Origin of the sequence: Acinetobacter sp. C13 (genome assembly GCF_016809775.1) — a bacterium.
GTDB lineage: Bacteria > Pseudomonadota > Gammaproteobacteria > Pseudomonadales > Moraxellaceae > Acinetobacter > Acinetobacter pittii.
This window is the reverse complement of sequence record NZ_JAFBJL010000002.1, coordinates 791353-811354: the sequence shown is the minus strand read 5'-3', so window position 1 is coordinate 811354 and position 20002 is coordinate 791353. Positions and strand designations below refer to the sequence as shown.

Annotated in this window: 15 protein-coding genes; 4 read left to right on the top strand and 11 right to left on the bottom strand. The window is 38.3% G+C overall.

Translation table 11 applies throughout. The features are described from left to right. Positions 1 to 31: 31 nt before the first annotated feature. From JGE69_RS09040 to argC, 6 genes are all read right to left on the bottom strand, one after another. Positions 32 to 1087, bottom strand: a complete 1056-nt coding sequence (locus tag JGE69_RS09040; protein ID WP_005069028.1) for a 3-deoxy-7-phosphoheptulonate synthase — start codon at positions 1085 to 1087, stop codon at positions 32 to 34. 425 nt (positions 1088 to 1512) lie between these two features. Continuing rightward, complete coding sequence (locus tag JGE69_RS09035) at positions 1513 to 1875, bottom strand: YnfA family protein (RefSeq protein ID WP_005069026.1); 363 nt, start codon at positions 1873 to 1875, stop codon at positions 1513 to 1515. Between the two features lie 3 nt (positions 1876 to 1878). Next, complete coding sequence (gene clpA, locus JGE69_RS09030) at positions 1879 to 4155, bottom strand: ATP-dependent Clp protease ATP-binding subunit ClpA (RefSeq protein WP_005073979.1); 2277 nt, start codon at positions 4153 to 4155, stop codon at positions 1879 to 1881. A 9-nt stretch (positions 4156 to 4164) separates the two neighbouring features. Then, positions 4165 to 4578, bottom strand: coding sequence for an ATP-dependent Clp protease adapter ClpS (gene clpS / locus JGE69_RS09025; protein ID WP_002121129.1), 414 nt, complete (start codon positions 4576 to 4578; stop codon positions 4165 to 4167). 9 nt (positions 4579 to 4587) lie between these two features. Then, the gene (locus JGE69_RS09020; protein ID WP_014206946.1) at positions 4588 to 5346 is read right to left on the bottom strand and encodes a DUF6776 family protein; all 759 of its coding nucleotides are present in this window, start codon (positions 5344 to 5346) and stop codon (positions 4588 to 4590) included. A gap of 75 nt (positions 5347 to 5421) precedes the next feature. Then, a complete protein-coding gene (argC, locus tag JGE69_RS09015) occupies positions 5422 to 6477 on the bottom strand; it encodes an N-acetyl-gamma-glutamyl-phosphate reductase (protein ID WP_199112717.1) in 1056 nt (351 codons plus the stop codon). A gap of 184 nt (positions 6478 to 6661) precedes the next feature. Here argC and JGE69_RS09010 point away from each other — a divergent pair, with 184 nt between their 5' ends. Further along, complete coding sequence (locus tag JGE69_RS09010; protein WP_199112719.1) at positions 6662 to 8182, top strand: hypothetical protein; 1521 nt, start codon at positions 6662 to 6664, stop codon at positions 8180 to 8182. Here JGE69_RS09010 and JGE69_RS09005 read toward each other — a convergent pair. Both JGE69_RS09005 and rpiA read right to left on the bottom strand, forming a co-directional pair. Next, on the bottom strand, positions 8179 to 8859 hold the full coding sequence (locus JGE69_RS09005) for a SprT family zinc-dependent metalloprotease (RefSeq protein WP_199112721.1): 681 nt from the start codon (positions 8857 to 8859) through the stop codon (positions 8179 to 8181). The genes JGE69_RS09010 and JGE69_RS09005 overlap by 4 nt on opposite strands. Next, positions 8859 to 9530 carry a ribose-5-phosphate isomerase RpiA gene (rpiA, locus tag JGE69_RS09000; protein WP_002046900.1) on the bottom strand — a complete coding sequence of 224 codons (672 nt, stop codon included), beginning with the start codon at positions 9528 to 9530 and terminating at the stop codon, positions 8859 to 8861. The genes JGE69_RS09005 and rpiA overlap by 1 nt, the downstream gene beginning before the upstream one ends. A 101-nt stretch (positions 9531 to 9631) precedes the next feature. Here rpiA and ilvA point away from each other — a divergent pair, with 101 nt between their 5' ends. The 3 genes from ilvA to JGE69_RS08985 all read left to right on the top strand — a co-directional run bounded on the left by ilvA (position 9632) and on the right by JGE69_RS08985 (position 13332). Continuing rightward, the gene (gene ilvA, locus JGE69_RS08995) at positions 9632 to 11179 is read left to right on the top strand and encodes a threonine ammonia-lyase, biosynthetic (protein ID WP_170814121.1); all 1548 of its coding nucleotides are present in this window, start codon (positions 9632 to 9634) and stop codon (positions 11177 to 11179) included. Between the two features lie 146 nt (positions 11180 to 11325). Further along, the gene (locus JGE69_RS08990; RefSeq protein WP_199112723.1) at positions 11326 to 11976 is read left to right on the top strand and encodes a potassium channel family protein; all 651 of its coding nucleotides are present in this window, start codon (positions 11326 to 11328) and stop codon (positions 11974 to 11976) included. Between the two features lie 18 nt (positions 11977 to 11994). After that, complete coding sequence (locus JGE69_RS08985; protein ID WP_063098971.1) at positions 11995 to 13332, top strand: TrkH family potassium uptake protein; 1338 nt, start codon at positions 11995 to 11997, stop codon at positions 13330 to 13332. Positions 13333 to 13371: 39 nt separating this feature from the next. On the opposite strand, the gene JGE69_RS08980 is transcribed toward JGE69_RS08985, so the two are convergent. The 3 genes from JGE69_RS08980 to JGE69_RS08970 all read right to left on the bottom strand — a co-directional run bounded on the left by JGE69_RS08980 (position 13372) and on the right by JGE69_RS08970 (position 19829). Next, complete coding sequence (locus tag JGE69_RS08980) at positions 13372 to 14523, bottom strand: phospholipase A (RefSeq protein WP_199112725.1); 1152 nt, start codon at positions 14521 to 14523, stop codon at positions 13372 to 13374. Positions 14524 to 14544: 21 nt separating this feature from the next. Beyond that, positions 14545 to 17484, bottom strand: coding sequence for an insulinase family protein (locus JGE69_RS08975; protein ID WP_199112727.1), 2940 nt, complete (start codon positions 17482 to 17484; stop codon positions 14545 to 14547). Between the two features lie 251 nt (positions 17485 to 17735). Continuing rightward, positions 17736 to 19829 (bottom strand): TonB-dependent receptor, encoded by a 2094-nt coding sequence (locus tag JGE69_RS08970; RefSeq protein ID WP_199112728.1) that lies wholly within the window; start codon positions 19827 to 19829, stop codon positions 17736 to 17738. Positions 19830 to 20002: the final 173 nt, after the last annotated feature.

Sequence of the window (20002 nt, the reverse complement as noted above, 5' to 3'; positions counted from 1 at the left end):
TTATAGATCCCTTTTTAAAATCTAAAAATAATTAAGCGGAATGAGCTAATTCTTTTGTCTTTAATTGCTTAGAGACATTTAATAAAAGCTGCTCTGTTTTTTCCCACCCTAAACAACCATCAGTTACTGACTGGCCATAAGTCATATCACAAGAAATCTTTTGGTTACCATCAACCAAATGACTTTCAATCATGACACCTCGAACTTGCGTTTTTAAACGTTCAGCAACGATTTGCTGTAAAACTTCTGGCTGACGCAACGGATCTTTCCCACTGTTACCATGACTACAATCAATCACCAGTGCAGGTAGATTTTGTTTATATTTTTCGCGTATCGCCTGAATTGAAGCTAAATCATAATTTGGCCCATGATTCGCACCACGCAAGATCAAGTGAGGTAATGGATTTCCAGCACTCTGAATCACTGAAGGCAAGCCTTGTTGATTCATTCCTAAAAATTGATGTTCATTTTGCGCGGATTGAATCGCATCTAGTGCAATCTGAATAGAACCATCAGTACCATTCTTGAAACCAATACTGTATGGCATATGACTTGAGATTTCACGGTGAATCTGAGATTCGCTTGTGCGAGCACCAATTGCACCCCAAGCCAATAAATCATCAAAATAGCCAGTTGCCATTGGACTTAAAATTTCACTCGCAATTGGCAAACCCTTTTCAATAATCTGTAGGTAGAGTTCACGAGACTTTTCTAAACCAAGTTGTAAATTTGATGAACCATCTAAATTCGGATCATACATGAACCCCTTCCAACCAACTGTGGTACGTGGTTTTTCAATGTATGTACGCATCACGATAAAAATCTGATCTTTAACTTTTTCTTGTAATTTTTGCAGTTTTTCAGCGTATTCAAGTACTGCAACTGGATCATGAATTGAACAAGGCCCCGTAATTACCATTAGACGATGATCGTTGCCGTTAAGAATATTTTGAATAATTTGGCGGTGTTCGGCAATTTGACGTGCGAAAGAGTGTGCAAGCGGGTATTTCGCTTTTAACTGGATAGGTAAACTAACTGGTGTTTCTTTTGTATTGGTTTGAGTCAGTAAAGTATTTAGGGCATTCATTGGTTTTTTCCTTGGGACTGCAATCTACTCAGTCCGATCATTTATTTGAGCGTTTTGGATCTATTCGTTGGTAAAGGTAAGCAAAAGTAAAACCAATAAAAGTTGCTAAAGTACGAATAAGTCATGTTGTTCATTTTAAGTTCCTCGATTCTAAAAAGATAAAGCATAAAAAAACCTGATCGGGGTTGCCGATCAGGTATTAACTGTGATGGGCAACTTTCTCATGCCCGAATACGCTCAGGCAACTATCTAAATTGCCAAAAGTAATAATAAGCGTTAGTGTTCACAGATTGATTTAACATCTTTATCTCAAATATTAAAAAATGTTCCTTAAATCTAAAATACGCATTGTTGATGAGTTTGACAAGTCTTTTTTTTGAAAAAAACTTCTTATTTTCTCGCTTAAGATTTGATTCAATGATGCATTAACGAATCAACCCTTGAGGTTGCAAAATAATTAAACCAGCTCCACAAAGCACAATTAGACCACCTAATATATCCCATCTTGTTAATCCCACCTGATCAACAAAGCGTAGCCACATAAGCGCAGTAAAAATATAAATACCGCCATAGGCCGCATAAATGCGCCCAGAAGCTGCTGGATGTAAAGTTAACAACCATACAAAGATAGCCAGACTTAAGACCGTAGGTAGCCACAGCCAAGCCGACTTGCCCTCTTTTAAAATCAGATAAGGAAAATAACAACCAAGAATTTCAGCAATTGCTGTAATAATAAATAACCCGAATACACTGAGTATTCGGGTTATAGCAAGACTATCAATTAACATAAGTTATGCTGGTTCTGCCGTATGATGATCTTCAAATACTTCAAGTTTTAAGCCGACAGCTTTGCCATCTTCTTTTTTCACCGATACAGCCACGTTACCACCATGATCTGCAAGTTCACCAAACAGAATCATTTCAGCGAGTGGTTTCTTCAAGTGCTCTTGAATGAGACGTTGCATTGGACGAGCACCCATCAAACGGTCATAACCATTTGTAGCTAACCAATCTCTTGCACTTTGATCAACATCAAGAACAACTTGTTTTTCATCCAATTGCGCTTGTAATTCTGTCAAGAATTTGTCGACTACAGACTCAATCACAGTTGTTGGCAATGCTTTGAATTGAATAACACCATCTAGACGGTTACGGAACTCTGGAGAGAAAGCACGTTTCATCGCTTCTTGGTTATCAGAACTATGATCTTGTTCCGTGAAACCAATGCTCGCGCGAGAAATACTTTCTGCTCCAATATTCGTAGTCAGAACAATAATCACATTTCTAAAATCTGACTTACGTCCATTGTTATCCGTTAAAGCACCATGATCCATGATTTGTAGCAATAGATTAAACACATCTGGATGTGCTTTTTCAATTTCATCAAGCAACAAGACACAATGTGGATTTTTGTGAATCGCATCAGTAAGCAAACCACCTTGGTCATAACCCACATACCCTGGAGGTGCACCAATTAAACGTGAAACTGCATGACGTTCCATATATTCAGACATATCGAAACGCACAAGCTCTACACCTAATAATTTAGCGAGCTGCTTAGTAACCTCAGTTTTACCTACACCAGTTGGACCAGCAAAAACAAAACTACCCACTGGTTTATCTGGTGATTTTAATCCAGCACGAGATAACTTGATCGCTGAACCTAATGCAGTAATTGCTTCGTCTTGACCAAACACCACACGTTTCAAATCACGCTCAAGATTTTCAAGCACTGACTTATCATCTTTAGACACAGTTTTTGGTGGAATACGAGCAATCTTAGAAACGATATCTTCGATATTCTCTACAGTAATCAAGCTATCATCACTTTCAGCTTTCAAACGGCGTTGAGCACCTGCTTCATCAATGACATCAATTGCCTTATCTGGCAAGAAACGATCATTAATGAACTTAGCAGAAAGCTCTACAGCTGATACCAAAGCCTTATCGTCATATTGTACGTGGTGAAAATCTTCAAACTTAGTTTTCAATCCACGTAAAATATCAATCGTTTCCGAAATACTTGGCTCATTGACATCAATTTTTTGGAAACGACGTGATAACGCATGGTCTTTTTCAAAAACCTGACGATATTCTTGGAAAGTCGTTGAACCAATACAACGTAAAGTACCATTAGCTAAAGCTGGCTTAATAAGATTTGACGCATCCATTGTGCTGCCCATACTTGAGCCTGCACCAATGATCATATGAATCTCATCAATGAATAAAATCGCATTTGGATTTTTCTTCAATGCATTAAGCAATTGTTTTAAACGTTTTTCAAAGTCACCGCGATATTTAGTTCCAGCAACTAATGCACCAATGTCCAGACTATAGATTTCGGCCTGACTTAAAGGTTTAGGTGCTTTACCATTCACAATTAACCATGCTAAACCTTCAGCAATCGAGGTTTTACCCACACCTGGATCACCCACAAGCAATGGATTGTTTTTGCGACGGCGGCACAGAATTTGTGCTGTACGCTCAATTTCTTTTTCACGACCAATCAGTGGGTCCGTTTTGCCTTTTTGCGCTTCAACATTTAGATTCAGCGTATAAAGCTCAAGTGGCCCTGCATTGCTTGCGCTAGTTTCACCCTCAATATCTTCAACTTCTTCTTCAACTTGCACTTCGTCTTTACGTGTCCCATGAGACAAGTATTGAGTCAATGTCAAACGATTGATTTGATGACGTTTAAGTAAATACACAGCAAAAGAATCACGCTCTGAATACATTGCGACCAAAACATCTGCACCCTCAACAGTACGATCGCCGCCACTTGATTGCACGTGAAAAATAGCACGTTGCAAAATGCGGTCGAAACTTTCTGTTGGATGAGGCGCTTGCTCGCTATTTTCGCCAAGCTTAGGAGTATGTTGTTCTACATATTCTTCTAATTCTTTACGCAAAGAAACTATATCAGCCCCGCATGCTTTTAATGCATTCACGGCTGAATCGTTGTCGAGTAATGCTAATAATAAGTGTTCGACTGTAAGAAACTCATGTCTCTTTTGACGAGCCATGCTAACAGCCAAACGTAATGATACTTCTAATTGACGACTGAGCATGTAACCCCCTTATGCTTTAGGCTCAATCTGGCAAAGTAATGGATGACCTTGCGATCGAGCGTAATTATTAACAAGGTTTGCCTTAGTTTCCGCGATGTCTCTTGGATAGACTCCGGCAATACCTTTACCTTCATAGTGTACTGTTAGCATTACTTGAGTTGCTTGGTCAAGATTCATTGCAAAGTATTGTTGTAAAATTTCAATTACAAAGTCCATTGGAGTGTAATCGTCATTCATTAATACGACTGCATATAATGGGGGACGCTTGAGTTCAGGAGGAGCTGTTTGTACAACAACCTCTCCATCATGATCTTCGTTTTGCGAATCACTTAAGCGTGGGTGGAAGTGCCAATCGACATAGCCAGACTGCTGAAAAGAAGCCTTGATATCTTTTAAGTTTGTTTGACGCTTATTTGTTCGCATAGGATGTTACTATTGTGAATTTGCTTCAGCTTGAGGAATTTCTGCCACGAAAGCAGAAGATGTTTCGACAGGTTTACCACGCTGCCAACTAAAACGTTTAATAATCGGTGTATCAGAACCACCAGTTAAACGCACTTCAATAAATTGAGGCGTGAAACCTTTAGGCATTGTCCAACGACCTGTTAAGCGCTCAAAGTCAGTAAAGTTAAAGTTCTTCGCTTCAAGCGGTACGACTAGAACCTCAGTATCTTTGATCAATCTGATTTCAACCGATCCCAAAGCGCGACGCTTACTTGGACTTACTTGTACTAAATCTAGCTGATATTCATAAGCATTTTCAGGTAAAGGCTTAATAGCCAGATTTTGAATCGTTAAGCTTAAACCACCGCGCTGTCTCAAAATCTCACGATAGATATTACTCATACCTTCTTGCTGAGTCTTATCGGCGTTCGCTTGGTTAAGCGCCTCAAATAGATCATTTGCATTGGTCACAGCCACATCACGCTCTTGCACCGCTGCATTAAGGCTTTTGTTAACTGCATCTAAGGCTGTTTTTTGCTTTTGCACCACTTCAACCAATTGCTCCGCATCTGCATCGTACCCAACAACAGTTAAACCTTGACGGTGCCCAATTGTATAGCCGAGCGCAAAACAACCACTCATTAAAATAGCAGCACCAATAAACAAAGGCTTATTGGTGTTTAAAAATTTTTTCTTTTGCAACGAACTTTCTGCTGAAGTCGTCTGTCCAGAGTTTTGCATCGTCATCTCAGTGTTCAAGATCAGAGTCAAGACACACATTTAAATCGAAATTTAAATGTGTGTGAAGCAAAAAAGAGTTTTTTATGGTAATAAACCAATCCCTTGTAAGCCTTCGTCTTCATTAAAGCCAAACATAAGGTTCATATTTTGTACAGCCTGACCAGATGCACCTTTTACAAGGTTATCTTGAGCCGCCAAAATAATCAGTTTATTTGGTTGTGGTTTATACAAAGCAATACGAAGCTCATTTGCACCGCGTACACTACGTGTTTCAGGTGAACTATTTGCAGGCATAACATCTACGAATTTTTCATTAGCATAGAAGTTTTCATACAAAGCTTGTAAGTCTGTCTGCTTACCAGCTTCCGTTAAATCTACATAAATTGTACTCAGCATACCGCGAATCATAGGTACTAGATGAGGAACAAATAAGAGTCCATCAAACCCGCCCTTTTGTCCTGCAATATTTTCTAAGGCTTCTACAATTTCTGGATGGTGACGATGACCTGCAACACCATATGCTTTAAAGTTATCAGCGTTTTCACTATAAATCATGCCCAAGCTTGCTTTACGGCCAGCACCCGAAACACCAGACTTCGCATCAATAATAATATTTTTGGTTTCAATGAGTGCTTGTGCTGATTTTAATAGTGGCGCTAAACCTAATTGAACAGTCGTCGGATAGCAACCAGGGTTACCAATAACTTGAGCTTGTTTAATTTTTTCGCGGTTTAACTCAGTTAGACCATATACAGAATCTTTTAGTACATCTGGGCAAGCATGCTCCATACCATACCATTTTTCAAATTGTTCAAGATCTTGTAAACGAAAGTCTGCTGCTAAATCAATAACTTTAGTTCCAGCTGCAATTAATTCTTTGGCATGTTGCATGGCAACACCATGTGGCGTTGCAAAAAATACAACATCACACTCTTTTAATGCATCAATGTTTAAATCTGAAAATTGAAGATCAGTATGTCCACGTAAATTAGGGAACATATCTGCAACTGGTTTGCCCGCTTCTGTACGTGAAGTAAGAACTCGAACCTGCGCTTTAGGATGTCGTAATAAAATACGTAATAGTTCAACGCCTGTATAACCCGTTCCACCAACAATTCCGACAGAAATCACGTGCATTACCTCAATTTTTGAATCTATACTTGGGCAGTAGTATGACAGGATGTCCAAGCTTACAAAACCATTTCATGCTTGGTAATTTTAATTTTTTTAATTTTAGCGACAATCAGATAGCACTTACTGGACTGTCATAACCACATAAATATCAGCAAATAAATACCAGATTAATTTTTGGAGAGCTAGGATGCTTCAACAATCAAAAGAAACAAAATTACGCACATACCTTGGCTTGAGCTCATTAATTTTAAGTGTAGCCCTTACTGGTTGCGGAGGTGGAGGTAGTAGTGGAGGCAATTCACCCACTACCCCAACGCCTGTTGACCCTACACCTGAAGCAACAACTGATGTCACTTTAAAAACGCCTGTAGAAATGCGTAATATTCAACTTAAGGTATATGACAACACCAACAACGCTGTTCTAGTCGATACTCCAATTGCAAGTTTAAACAGCTTTAATGTCAAAATTCCTACTGCAAAATTGAATCGTTTATATCGCGTAGAAATTATAACTCAAAGCTCATCTCAAGTGTTTGACCCCATTACTCCACAATATCAAAATTTGTCAGGTATTTATCATGCATTTATTACGCCAAACAGTGTAAGTGGCAGAATCCAATTCATTAGCCCAAGCAGTGAAGCAGTTTATCAACGAGCTGTCATACGTTCGGGACAACTCCCTCAAGAAACGGTTGACCCAACCCGTATTGAGCAATTACATGTGGATTTAGCTTCTCAAGATGTCTACAAATCGTTAATGAATGCGTTTAAAGATGGTGATATTCCAAGTTTAAGTCCAGCTAATTCCCTTCTGAATTTAACTTTGTTGCGATACTCAACTACTAAACCTAGTACATATGTAGATAGTTATCTTAGCTTTGGTTACTTACAATATTGGTCAACAATTCATGGCGGAGCAAACACCTATCAGGAACTTGTTAAAAGTTTAGCAACTGATTTAAAAGATGGCTTTTTGGATGGAAAAAAACTTCATGGGGATCAAACATCCTTCACTCCTATTTTCACACCTGCTCCAGATAATATTGATCCACTAAAAAATACGCTGTTAGATATTGCAGCTAATCAAAAAGTAACGCGCGATTACTTTGGAACCAACCTAAAAGCATCTACTTTGCAATTGGCTCAGGCTAATTCACAACAGTCTTTAGATCAGACGGGTTATGAACTTCTACAAAAAAAACAATATACAGGAATTGTTCCTACTGTAAATTCAACAACATTCATTCGCATTGACGGTGCTGGAGATTACCGTAGAGCTGTTGGGTTTACCACCACAGCGACGTGTAATGGATCAACCTACCCATGCAAACAAGGCTTAATCAGCATCAATCTATCAGATCCAAACCTACCAGCTACAGACTATTTAGTGGGTCACTATGAAGACACCTCAACTGGATGTCAGCTTAATTTTCGTGCGAACGGTCAAATCGACTTGAGTAAAGGCTCACAAATTTATCGTGCTGCTTTAAGTGCTGATAGTACCGATAATTTATTGCAAACAGATGCTGCCAGCTCAAGTTATTTACTCAATTCAAGTTCAGCCGAACCAAATAACTCGACGCAACAATACAACTTTATCCAATTATCTATTAAAGCAAATAAGATTATTAGTGCTAAAGCAGGTTTAGATAGCCGGAAAGCACCCGATAGCTTACAAACACCACAACTAGAATGTAGTTTTAGTTAGTTTGAGACATACCACCATGCAGGCAATGGATTTGATTTAAGTTGTCTGCGGTGTTTTTGAAAATATGGATCGTATTTTTCAACTTCTGCCCAAAATGCAGGACTATGGTCAAAATGTTTAGTATGCGCCAACTCATGAATAGCCACATAGCGAGCAATTTCATGTGACATAAGCACCAGCCCTGCATGTAGCATAATATTATGCTGACTACTACAACTTCCCCACCGAGTTTTCGGGCGGCGAATTGTGCATTCCCTATAAGTCAATTGAGTGTGCTCACTTAATTCTTTCAAAAGCTCTGGTAATTCTTGTTTCGCATAAGCAATAACTGCGTTTTGCAATGCCAAATATGGCTGTGTGTCTTTAATAAATAAAGAATTGTTTTCCCAGTCGAATTGAAAAACACGATGCTGCTTTTGAACAACGACTTGAAATGGCTGTTCTTTATTAAAGAAATAAATTTCTGAAGGAATATCAATAGATGCCGATTGGACGTTTTGTTGCTTATTCCATGTCTCGGTTAACCATTGTTCAGATTGTGCTAAAAAATGCTGAATTTGTTTTTTACTACAAAATAAAGGAACCGTAAGACGGATTGAAGCAGGCTCAACACGTAAGCGCAATTTTCGTGCTCTTACGTGTCGAACGATTTTAATCTCTGGCATTTTTGCAGACATTACTGTGCTGTACGCTCTTCAATACCATTATTCGTTGCAACAATTGCAATCGTTGCAGGATTTAAGGCGAAGATACCGTTAGTTACCACACCAGGAATATTGTTAATTGTTTTTTCCAGTTCAATAGCATTTAAAATATTAAGATTGAAAACATCCAAAATAACATTCCCGTTATCTGTAACTACACCCTCACGATAAACTGGGTCACCACCTAAACTTACCAATTTACGAGCTACAGCCGAACGCGCCATTGGAATAACTTCTACTGGAAGTGGAAAATCACGTCCAAGTTGATCAACCCATTTTGAATCATCAACAATACACACAAACTTCTTAGCAATTGATGCAACAATTTTCTCACGTGTTAATGCAGCACCGCCACCTTTAATCATATGCATATGACGGTCGATCTCATCTGCACCATCAACATAAGCATCTAGGCTACCTACATGGTTCATATCAACCACTTCAATACCAAGTTTTTTAAGACGATCAGCAGTTGCTTGAGAACTTGCCACAGCTGCTTCTAATTGTAATTCTGGGAGTAAATCAATTAGAAAATTTACGGTACTTCCAGTCCCAACACCCAAAATGCCACCTTTGGGTAAGTGTTTTAAAGCAGCTTTAGCAGCAGCTTGTTTCTTTTCATCTTGGGTTGCATATAGGCTCATTACATCACTCAACTATTTTTTGACATTTATGCGCCAATAAACGGCGCAAATGCACAAGGGTTTGCTACAATAATTTCCTATTTTAAACTGTTATAGGGAAGATGAACATGCTGTCTCGTGTGGTACGACAAATTTTACAAGCAACGGTTTATGATGTTGCAATTGAAACACCTCTCGAAGCAGCTCCACGAATTAGTCAAAAATTAAACAATACAATTCGTTTTAAGCGTGAAGATTTACAACCCGTTTTTTCTTTTAAATTACGCGGTGCCTATAACCGTATTAGTCAATTACCAAAAGAACAACTTGAACGCGGAGTAATTTGCGCCTCTGCTGGTAACCATGCTCAAGGCGTAGCATTGTCAGGACAAAGATTAGGAATTCCCGCTATTATTGTTATGCCGAGCACAACACCTGACATTAAAGTTCAGGCTGTTAAACGCTTAGGTGGTCAAGTCGTATTACATGGCGATAGCTTTGATATCGCAAATAAATATGCTCAACAACGTGCAGAAGTTGAAGGTCTTGTATTTATTCCACCTTATGACGATGAACTTGTCATTGCAGGTCAAGGCACAATTGCCAATGAAATTTTACGTCAATGGCGTGATGTAGAATACGTGTTTGTTGCCGTAGGTGGTGGTGGTCTTATTTCAGGCGTAGCAGCTTACCTTGGTGAAGTTGCACCGCACGTAAAAGTTATTGGCGTTGAATATGAAGAGTCTGCTTGTTTAAAAGCAGCTTTAGAAGCAAATGAACGTGTAATTTTGCCACACGTGGGCTTATTTGCAGATGGTACAGCTGTTGCCCAAATTGGTGCTTTACCTTTTGATATTATTCGTTTGCGCAAATCTGATAACTCAGGCCCGATTGTTGATCCTGATATTGTCACTGTAAATACAGATGAAATCTGTGCAGCAATTAAAGACACATTTGATGAAAACCGCAGTATTGTTGAACCTTCTGGAGCAATGGCTTTAGCGGGTATCAAAAAATATATTCACGAACATAAAATCAGCAATAAAAATATGGTGTCGATTGTGTGCGGTGCCAATATGAATTTTGACCGCCTACGTTATATTGCTGAACGCACCGAGTTAGGTGAGCAACGTGAAGCGATTTATGCAGTTACCTTATCTGAAGAAAAAGGCGCATTCTTAGGCTTCTGCCGTGCTTTACAAGGTCGCAATATCACTGAGTTTAACTACCGCGCAAACAATACAGACGAAGCGCAAGTATTCGTCGGTATTAGTTTAAAAGGCGGAGATGCAGAGCGTCATGAAATTTTGGAACAATTAAAACAACAAAATTATGTAGTTGATGATCTCTCTGATGATGAAGTTGCCAAATTACATATTCGTTATTTAATTGGTGGTCACGCAAATCTAGATGATGAAAGATTGTTCCGTGTTGAGTTCCCTGAACGTCCAGGTGCGCTCTTAACCTTCTTAACTCGTTTAGGTCCAACTCACAACATTACCCTCTTCCATTACCGTAACCACGGCGCTGCTGAAGGTCGTGTACTAGTTGGCTTACAAGCAACAGATGCTAAACAAAACCCTGATGGATTGATTGAGACACTCGAGCAGATTAATTATCCGTATGCAGAAATTACTGATAATGTTGGCTATAAACGTTTCTTGAAATAATCTTTAGTTTTGATGAGGAAGCCGACATAGTTGTCGGCTTTTTTTATACAATTCTTTTTATATTTCTAGCATCTTTACATTGCTTCTCTTTATCTTAAAGAAAATATCCTTAAAAATAATGATCTAACTCGGAAAAAAGGAACAACATGGCACAGTTTGCAGTCATTGGCTTAGGTAGTTTTGGAGCAACAGTTGCTCAAGAACTCACAAAATTGAATCATGATGTTATTGGCATCGATACGTTAAAAAAGAATGTCGAAAATCTTGCCGACGTTTTAACTCATGCCGTCATTGCTGATGCTACTGACGAACATGTGCTTGATGAATTAAACATTCAGAACTGTGATGCGGTCGTTGTTGCAATTGGTGAAGATATTGAAGCCAGTATTTTGTGTGTACTGAACTTAAAAAATCTCGGCATTGATAAAATTTGGGTAAAGGCAAAAACCAAAGCTCATCACACCATTTTGTCACATCTCAATATCAATAAGATTATTCATCCTGAAGAAGATATGGGGGTAAGAGTTGCTCAAGCCCTGAATTACCCAATGGTAAGTCGCTATATGTCTTTAGAAGATGATCATTACATTATCAAAATTGAGATCCCAGATAAGCTTAATGGCATCAATTTATATGGCATTATGCAGCAAGCTCCTCAAGTCAAAACATTGCTCGTGAAAAGACAGCAACAAATTTTGTTTGAGACTGAAGAAAATTTCACTTTGCAAACACATGATATTCTTATTTTAGAAGGTCATTTATCACAGTTAAAGAAACTTTCTAATTGCTTCTTATAAGAAAACGAACTCTAGAATATGTCCATATATCCCAAGCCTCATAAAACGTTAAATTTAAGCCCTCCTTCACTTTTAGCGCTAGGGTTTTTAGGCTTTATTACTTTTGGCACTTTATTGCTTAAATTGCCATTTGCGAATACAGGCAATGTCAGTTGGATGGATGCGCTTTTTACAGCCACCTCAGCAGTTACAATTACCGGTCTATCTGTTTTAAATATTCATGAATCTTTTACCCTCTTTGGGCAAACTATTATTTTATTACTGATCCAGTCTGGCGGTTTGGGCTTTATGACTTTTGCGATATTGGCTGCATTAAGTTTGTCACCAAAAGTTGGTCTTAAACAGCAAATGATGGCTCAAGATAGTCTCGGGCAAACAAGCCTATCAAAAGTTACTTTTGTTGCTAAAGGAGTTGTCACTTACACCCTTATTTTTGAGCTGATTGGTACAGTTATTCTTACTGCCGCTTTTGCACCAACATATGGGTTTGCACGCGGTTTATATTATGCAGCTTTTTACAGTATTTCCTCATTTAACAATGCTGGTTTTTCATTGTTTTCAAATAGCTTAATGAATTTCCAAAGCAACTATATTATTTGTATTACCATTAGCATCCTTTATACCTTAGGTGGTCTTGGTTTTTTAGTACTCATGGATATTAAGCAAAACAAAAGATGGAAAAAACTAACACCTAATAGCAAGCTTATTCTTACCACCATTGCAATTATTAACCTCGTTGCGTTTATTTTAATATGGGCTTTAGAAGCTCAAAATCCCGCGACTTTAGGGATGTTAAACTCAGGTGAACAAGCATTAAATGCTTGGTTTCAGGCAACAGTTCCACGATCTTCAGGCTTTAATACTATTGATACAGGTGCAATGACCAACAGTAGCTCACTACTGATGATGTTACTAATGTTTATTGGTGGTGGCTCACTGAGTACAGCGGGTGGAATCAAAGTTGGCACCTTTGTCATTTTAGTGCTTAGTGTAATTTCATTTTTACGCCGGACAGATGAAATTAGGATATTTAATCACTCTGTATCTCATGAAACGACCTATAAAGCATTAGCGGTAACTGCTATTACGAGCATCCTCATCTTCATGGGCTTCTTTATTCTTTTACTTTTAGAACCTAAAGCAGATTTTATGAATTTGCTTTTTGAGGTTGTTTCTGCCGCATGTACAGTGGGTCTCTCTCGTGGAATCACACCAGATTTACATAACGGTAGTTTATTTATTTTAAGCCTACTCATGTTTGCTGGAAGGCTTGGACCTTTAACACTCGCCTATTTAATCGCTACTCCTAAAAAGAGCCGGCTTAAACATCCTCAAGCCAACATCCAAATTGGATAATAAAAAAGCCGCTTTAAAAGCGGCTTTTCTTATAGCGTCTTAGTACCAATTCAAGAGCGATACCCCCAAACCAGCATAAGTTGCTCGATGGTTATAATCAATCAAGCTTTCACCATAACCATTAAACAACTGGAAATGTCCGCGTAACTTGCCACTGATTGGAAAAGCCCAATCAAATTGCACAGCACCATGAGAGTCATCACCACCTTTCAATGAATGACGCAGCATTAAAGAGAAGTCATTCTGCTTCCACTTATAAAACGCTGTTAAATCACCACGACCAATGTAATCTTCCATATCCGGATTATTATCATCTTTACTATCTTCTTCAAGACGAATCCATGGACGAAGCATTAAAGCAAAATTACCACGCTCCAATCCAACATTAAAAATTACACGGTTCCAGCTACGAGATAATGGATCTGAACGACCATTTGACTGATGGTTTAACGTAACTCCAAGCAAACGCCCATCTAAACCAAGCAACTCGTAGTTCGTTCTAAACATTAAACTTGCTTCTGGCTCATAGTTCGTTTCACGGAATGGGCGAGATTCTTCAGCATTGAACGTCTGCCAGCGTGAAGATTGTGTATACCCTACCCACAAATCACCATTATTTCCAAAAATATTTTCCCAAGCTTTGGTTTTCAAAGAAATCTGAAACTTACTTTCTGTGGATTTCAGGTTTTGGGCGGTATTTTCTACATTGTTTGGATTTGGACTAGTAGGTAATTCATTCTTGTCACTGGTCCAAAATACAGGTAGTAAATAGACTGGCTGATAAGCACGAATATTCCAAACACCGAGTTTACTTTTTTCAGATAATTCCCAACGTTGATCAAGCAAAGAAGTAGTAGGCTCAAGTGTAGGCGCTTTACCAATCACTTTAATATTACTAACCGTATCTACAACCTTCTCTTTAAATGTTTCTGGTTGAACAGCGGGCTGATCGATTTTTTTAACAGGCTCACGTACTACCGCGGCTTGTACAACAGGTAGAGTTGCTGGCTTAAATACAGAGTCGTAACAAGCCAGACGATCGGCATTCGAAGCAAGAGCAACACATGCATCAACTGTGGCAGGGGTTGCTGGAGCTAAGGTATCAGCATATGTTACAGACGCACATAAACAGCTAAGCACGATTCCCATGCTTAGCTGTAAAGATGTGCGTTCAAATTGTTTGAACGCCATGTTCAATCTCCAATTTTTATTTTAATTAACTTGTTGAATGGTAAAACCTAATTGCTGCAATTCATCACGTTTAGCAAATGGCGCAACTACAGCTTTTACAGGAGTTTGCTCTACTAAATATTGACGAGCAACACGTTTTAAATCATCCAATGTTACATGCAATAATCTTTCACGCAAAGTACGGCGGAAAGCTGGAGTTCTCGCATGCAACAATGCATAACATGCTGTAATCGCTTCACCTGCTGGAGAGCCTGGTTTATCCATGCTTGCCACTAAACCAAGAATTGCTTCTTCAAGCTGATGAGGTTGTTGCTCTGTATTTAATAACCATTGCACGCTTGCTTCAAAGTCTTTAAACGTCTCTGCTAAACGTGGGTCACGGTAGCTAAAGAAACGGAATGAACAAGCATTTCCATCATAACTAGCACCGCCGCCATAAGCACCACCTTTTTCACGGATAGCACTGTGCAAGAATCCGTTACGTAAATAAGCTGCCAATACCATTAATGGAGCCGCATCTGGATGTGATACTTCTACGGCTTGATATGCAGACGCACAGAATTGAACGTTTGCCTGAATTAACCATGCTTCATGATTATTATCATTAGCTTGTTCTACTTGAGTTAACTCAGTTGTAGCTGTATCAACATTCAACTTATCCCAAACATTCTGGATTTCTTCAACCAAACGTTCAGATTGATGTTCTTCACACACTAATAAGAACTGTTTAGGTGCTTGCAACAACTTACTATGAATACGTTTTAATTCTGCAATCAGCTCATCGTAAGCGGCATCATCTTGGGTAATTTTAGTAACAAGCTCACCCAACCAATTCAATGCACCTAAACCCGTGTTTTGATAGTCACGTTGAGCCAAGGCACTCATGTTACGAGAAGCAATCTGCATCGCATAGCTGTGACCTGAACCAGATAAACGAGATTGCCAACGTGTTTTACGTTGTTGCAGTAACTCGATAATTCGTTCTTTCTCATCAAATCGGAGCTGTTCAAATGCTAATTTTAATAAATGAATTGCATCAAATTTCTGAGTCAACGATTTAGTCGTTAAAGTCAGCCAAGCACTAATTTTATCTTTATCATCAACTTTACTACGTAAAGAAGCGCCCATTCCTAAACCACCACTTACAGCGGTTTGCAAGTTTTGTAGTTCAAGATAGCCATATTCGCCTGCACCCACTTCACCCATCAAAATAGAAAGCAAATTGAAGTAAGGTGACTTCACAATATCTTCAGGGATCTGGATAAGTACTTGTTGATAGTAAATGCCGTTAGTACCCGCATGGTACAAGTTCAACGGCGTATCCATACGATTACAAATAATTTCGCGTAACTGACCTTGCACAATATGCAAGTCAGCAGGTACATCTTCCAAACCTACTTTTGGCAATAACTCAAGATTATCAGGAGTGTCCTGACGTTCCTCTAAAGCCTTAGTCTTAGCAATGATTTCAGCCTTATCAGCATCAGTTAGCTTTTCACCAATAGCTGCTAAGCGTGCTTTTTCAGCTTCTTGCTCTTTTACAGACTTGGTTGGGTCTGGAACTAAAGTCATCTGTACGCGATGAGGGTTGTCGAGCAAATGTGTTTGAATCAGATTTGATAACCACATTGGGTCCTTCAACTCTTCTTTAACTTGTGCAATTGCGCTGTCAACATCCCAAATTTGGATTGGATCATTATGGTGAATCGCACCACTTAAGCCATTTAAAATTAAACTTAAGCCATAAGGTGTACCGTCGCCATTAATTTCACGTTGATGTAACTCGATTTGATGCAAAATTGCATCGACTAAATTACTATCAATTGGTTTAGCAGCAACATCACGCAGAATATTTAAAACACCCTCTCTAAAGCTTTGCGCATGTTCAGGATTTGAACCTTGAACACCACAGTAGAAAGTCATTTCAAAATTACTATCGTCTACGCCCATTAATGGACCTGTAGATTGAGCATAACCACAAGTTTCTAAGTAATGACGGAGTGGCGAAGCTGAATTTTCTAATAAAATTCCTTCAACCAAACGCATTCCTAAACGCAATTTCACATCATTTGCTTCTGGTAATAACCAAGATAAAACATGATAAGTTTTATCTTTTAAATCATCACTATCAACACCATAGTTTTCTGTTACTTCAATTGGTGCAGCTAAACGTTTTTCAGGCTTAGAATATAAAGTTGTTCCTGCCGAAAACTTATGTAGAGCTAGTTTTTCAAATTGCTCTTGTAGTTCATATGCTGTCTGATTACCAAAGGTCATGAATACAGCATTACTTGGATGGTAATGTACTTTATAAAAATCGACTAACTGCTCATACGTTAAATCAGGAATATCTTTCGGGTCACCGCCTGAGTTGTAATGGTAAGTCGTTTCAGGAAATAAATGATGGGCCAACTGATGATAAAGTTGGTCAGACGGCGCACTCATCGCACCTTTCATTTCATTAAAAACAACACCTTTATATACAGGTTGACCATTTTCAAGTTCAATACGAATACCTTCTTGAGCAAAATCAAGTGGATTCAAATTGGCAGCAAATGCCGCATCAAGATAAACAGAAAGTAAGTTTTGAAAATCTTTTTTGTTTTGAGTAGCGAATGGATATGCTGTCCAATCTGCTGCTGTAAATGCGTTCATAAAAGTATTTAAAGAACGACGAATCATTAAAAAGAATGGATCACGTACCGGAAACTTTTCAGATCCACACAAAGCCGTATGTTCTAAAATGTGTGCCGTGCCTTTAGAGTCCATAGGCTGGGTTCTAAAAGCAACAAGAAATACATTTTCATCATAATCAGTTGCCAAGTGATAATGCACCGCACCTGTGACTTTATGCTTATATTCAGACACTAAAATATCTAATGCTTCTACATGGTGCTGTCGTAGCAACTGAAACGCAGGGTGAACAGTTTGAGAAATGGTTTCAGTGACATCTACAGTCATGTGATCTCCTAACATATCGGATAAGTGAATAAGTCTCATTATAGCCTGAGTCAGCTTGAGATTGGCGAACAAAAGCCAAGTAAAATACTATGTTTTTGTTGAGTATTAGTTTTCATTGGCACAGCTTTGATATCAAGCACATAGCCATGAATGTTTTATCCTAACAGAACAAAAGCTTTTAATTCTATTTATATATTAACCAATAAATAAAAAAGCCCATCAAGTTGATGAGCTTTTAGAAAAACGTTTACTTAAAAGCGATAACGAAGTGCAATTTGAGCATTCAGTGGATCGCCCATCATGTTTGAATCATTAGCATTACTATGACCTGAAACAAAGTAATCGCGATCAAACAGGTTATTTAAGTTGAGGTTCACATCGTAACGTTCACTTTGATAACCTAATGCTGCATTTACAACAGTATAGCCTTGTAAAACATTCTTGTTATCTGGCGCACTAAAACGTGATGATTCACCACGACCACCTACAGCCGCATACCAATGATCATTAATTTGATATTTTAACCATAGGTTAGCGGTGTTATTTGGCGTAAGCGCAGAACGATTGCCTGTCAGTCCAATAGCGGATTTTTCAATCTTACCATCCATATACGAATAACCAGCTAATACAGATAATTGATCAGTCAATTGGCCAGTTAATGAAAGCTCAACACCCTTGGTTTTTTGCTCACCTGCTAATACTGCTAGGGTTGAATCTGTAGGGTCTTGATTTTGAATATTTGTTTGGCTCATTTCAAACAAAGCCAAAGTTACATTCAATTGATCACTTACATCCCACTTTGCACCAACTTCAATATTTTCAGTTTTTGTTGGGCTCAAATCATCACTATTTTTATATAAAACAAATGAATCAGCCAAAGGCTGGAAAGATCGATTATAAGAAGTATAGAGTGAAATATTGCTTACTGGCTGATAAACCACCCCGATTCGTGGAGAATAAGTGTTATCAGTTCTATTTAATATTTGAGACTTCACTTTATCATTACGATCTTGCGATAAATTATCATAGCGTAGACCAACTAAAACTTTCAGCTGATCTGTAACTGTCATTAAGTCTTGTAAATAGATACCGTAGTTTTCAAAGGTATTACTATTATTGTTACGTGCAGCTGTTGAGCCTGTATTAATCGGTGCCCAGTATTCTAATTTAGGATTATACAAATCAGTTGTGGTTTTAGTACCTTGCCAAAGTATTTCATCTTTGTGCTGCTTACTATACTCCGCACCAATCAAAGTATTGTGCTTTAAAAATCCTGTATTAAATAAACTACTTAATTCTTGCTGAACATATACGCCATCTTCATTACGCAAACGCTTATTTTGAGTCAATTGAATCTTATCAGCTGGTAAGTTTTGATGTGAATCAACACTATATTGGCGGTCTAATGAATAGTTATAATGACGAACTACGCCATGATATTTTAGATTATCATTAAACTCATGATCTAAACTTATGGTTTGGCTTGAAATTTCAGTATCAACATCACCAACCTCTTTACCGTTTAATGCACCATAAAAAGTTTTAGGGTTGGTTTTAACTGGTTTACCTGTAATTGGATCTGTCGGAAAACCTTGATCTGCTAAACGGTCATCATGCAAATAGTCAGCCTGAATTAAAAGCTTCGTCTTGTCTGAAATATCCCATTGTAAAGATGGAGCAACCGCTTGGCGTTTTAAAAAAGCCTGATCACGATAACCATCTGAATCTTCAACTGCGCCAGTTAAACGAACCTTAATATTCTCTGCTACTTTTTCATTCACATCGACTTCTGCACGGCGTTGCCCTGTTGTGCCGCCAATCAGACTGACTTCGCGCAAAGATTCATCCATTGGTTTTTTATTAATTTTATTAACTAAACCACCAGCCGAGCCACGTCCATATAATACAGAAGCAGGCCCTTTTAAGACTTCAATCCGCTCAACATTCGACATATCGCGAAAATACAATGCATCATCACGAATACCATCTACATAGTTATCTGTGATTGCAGAGAAACCACGAATCATGACCTGATCACGTTGTCCATCACCCACACTAAAGCTCAGACCAGCAACGTTTTGCAAGGCACCTTGCATAGAGGTCACCGTTTGCTCTCTCAAAACTTGTTTAGGCACCACATTTACGATTTGAGGAACATCTTTTAATTGCACAAGTCCTTTAGTTGCAGTTGATGCTTGTCCCACTTCTTGTTTTAAGCTTTGTTGCTTTTCAGCTTTTACTGAAATTGTTGGAAGGTTGGTTACAGCCTGTTGCTCTGTCTCTAAGGCATATACATGGCTTGTCATAACCCCAACTGATGAAATAAATAAAATTGAACGCTTCATGTAAGTTCGCTACGAAAAATTTCAGGCGAAGTTTCGATGAAATACGATATATTTGTAAATATTAGCAAGAATCATTATTAATTGATAATTTTTATTAAAAACATTATTTCAATAGCTTAATTAAACAATCTTTTTCCACTAATTTTTGATTTAACTGAATTTTATTCAACAAA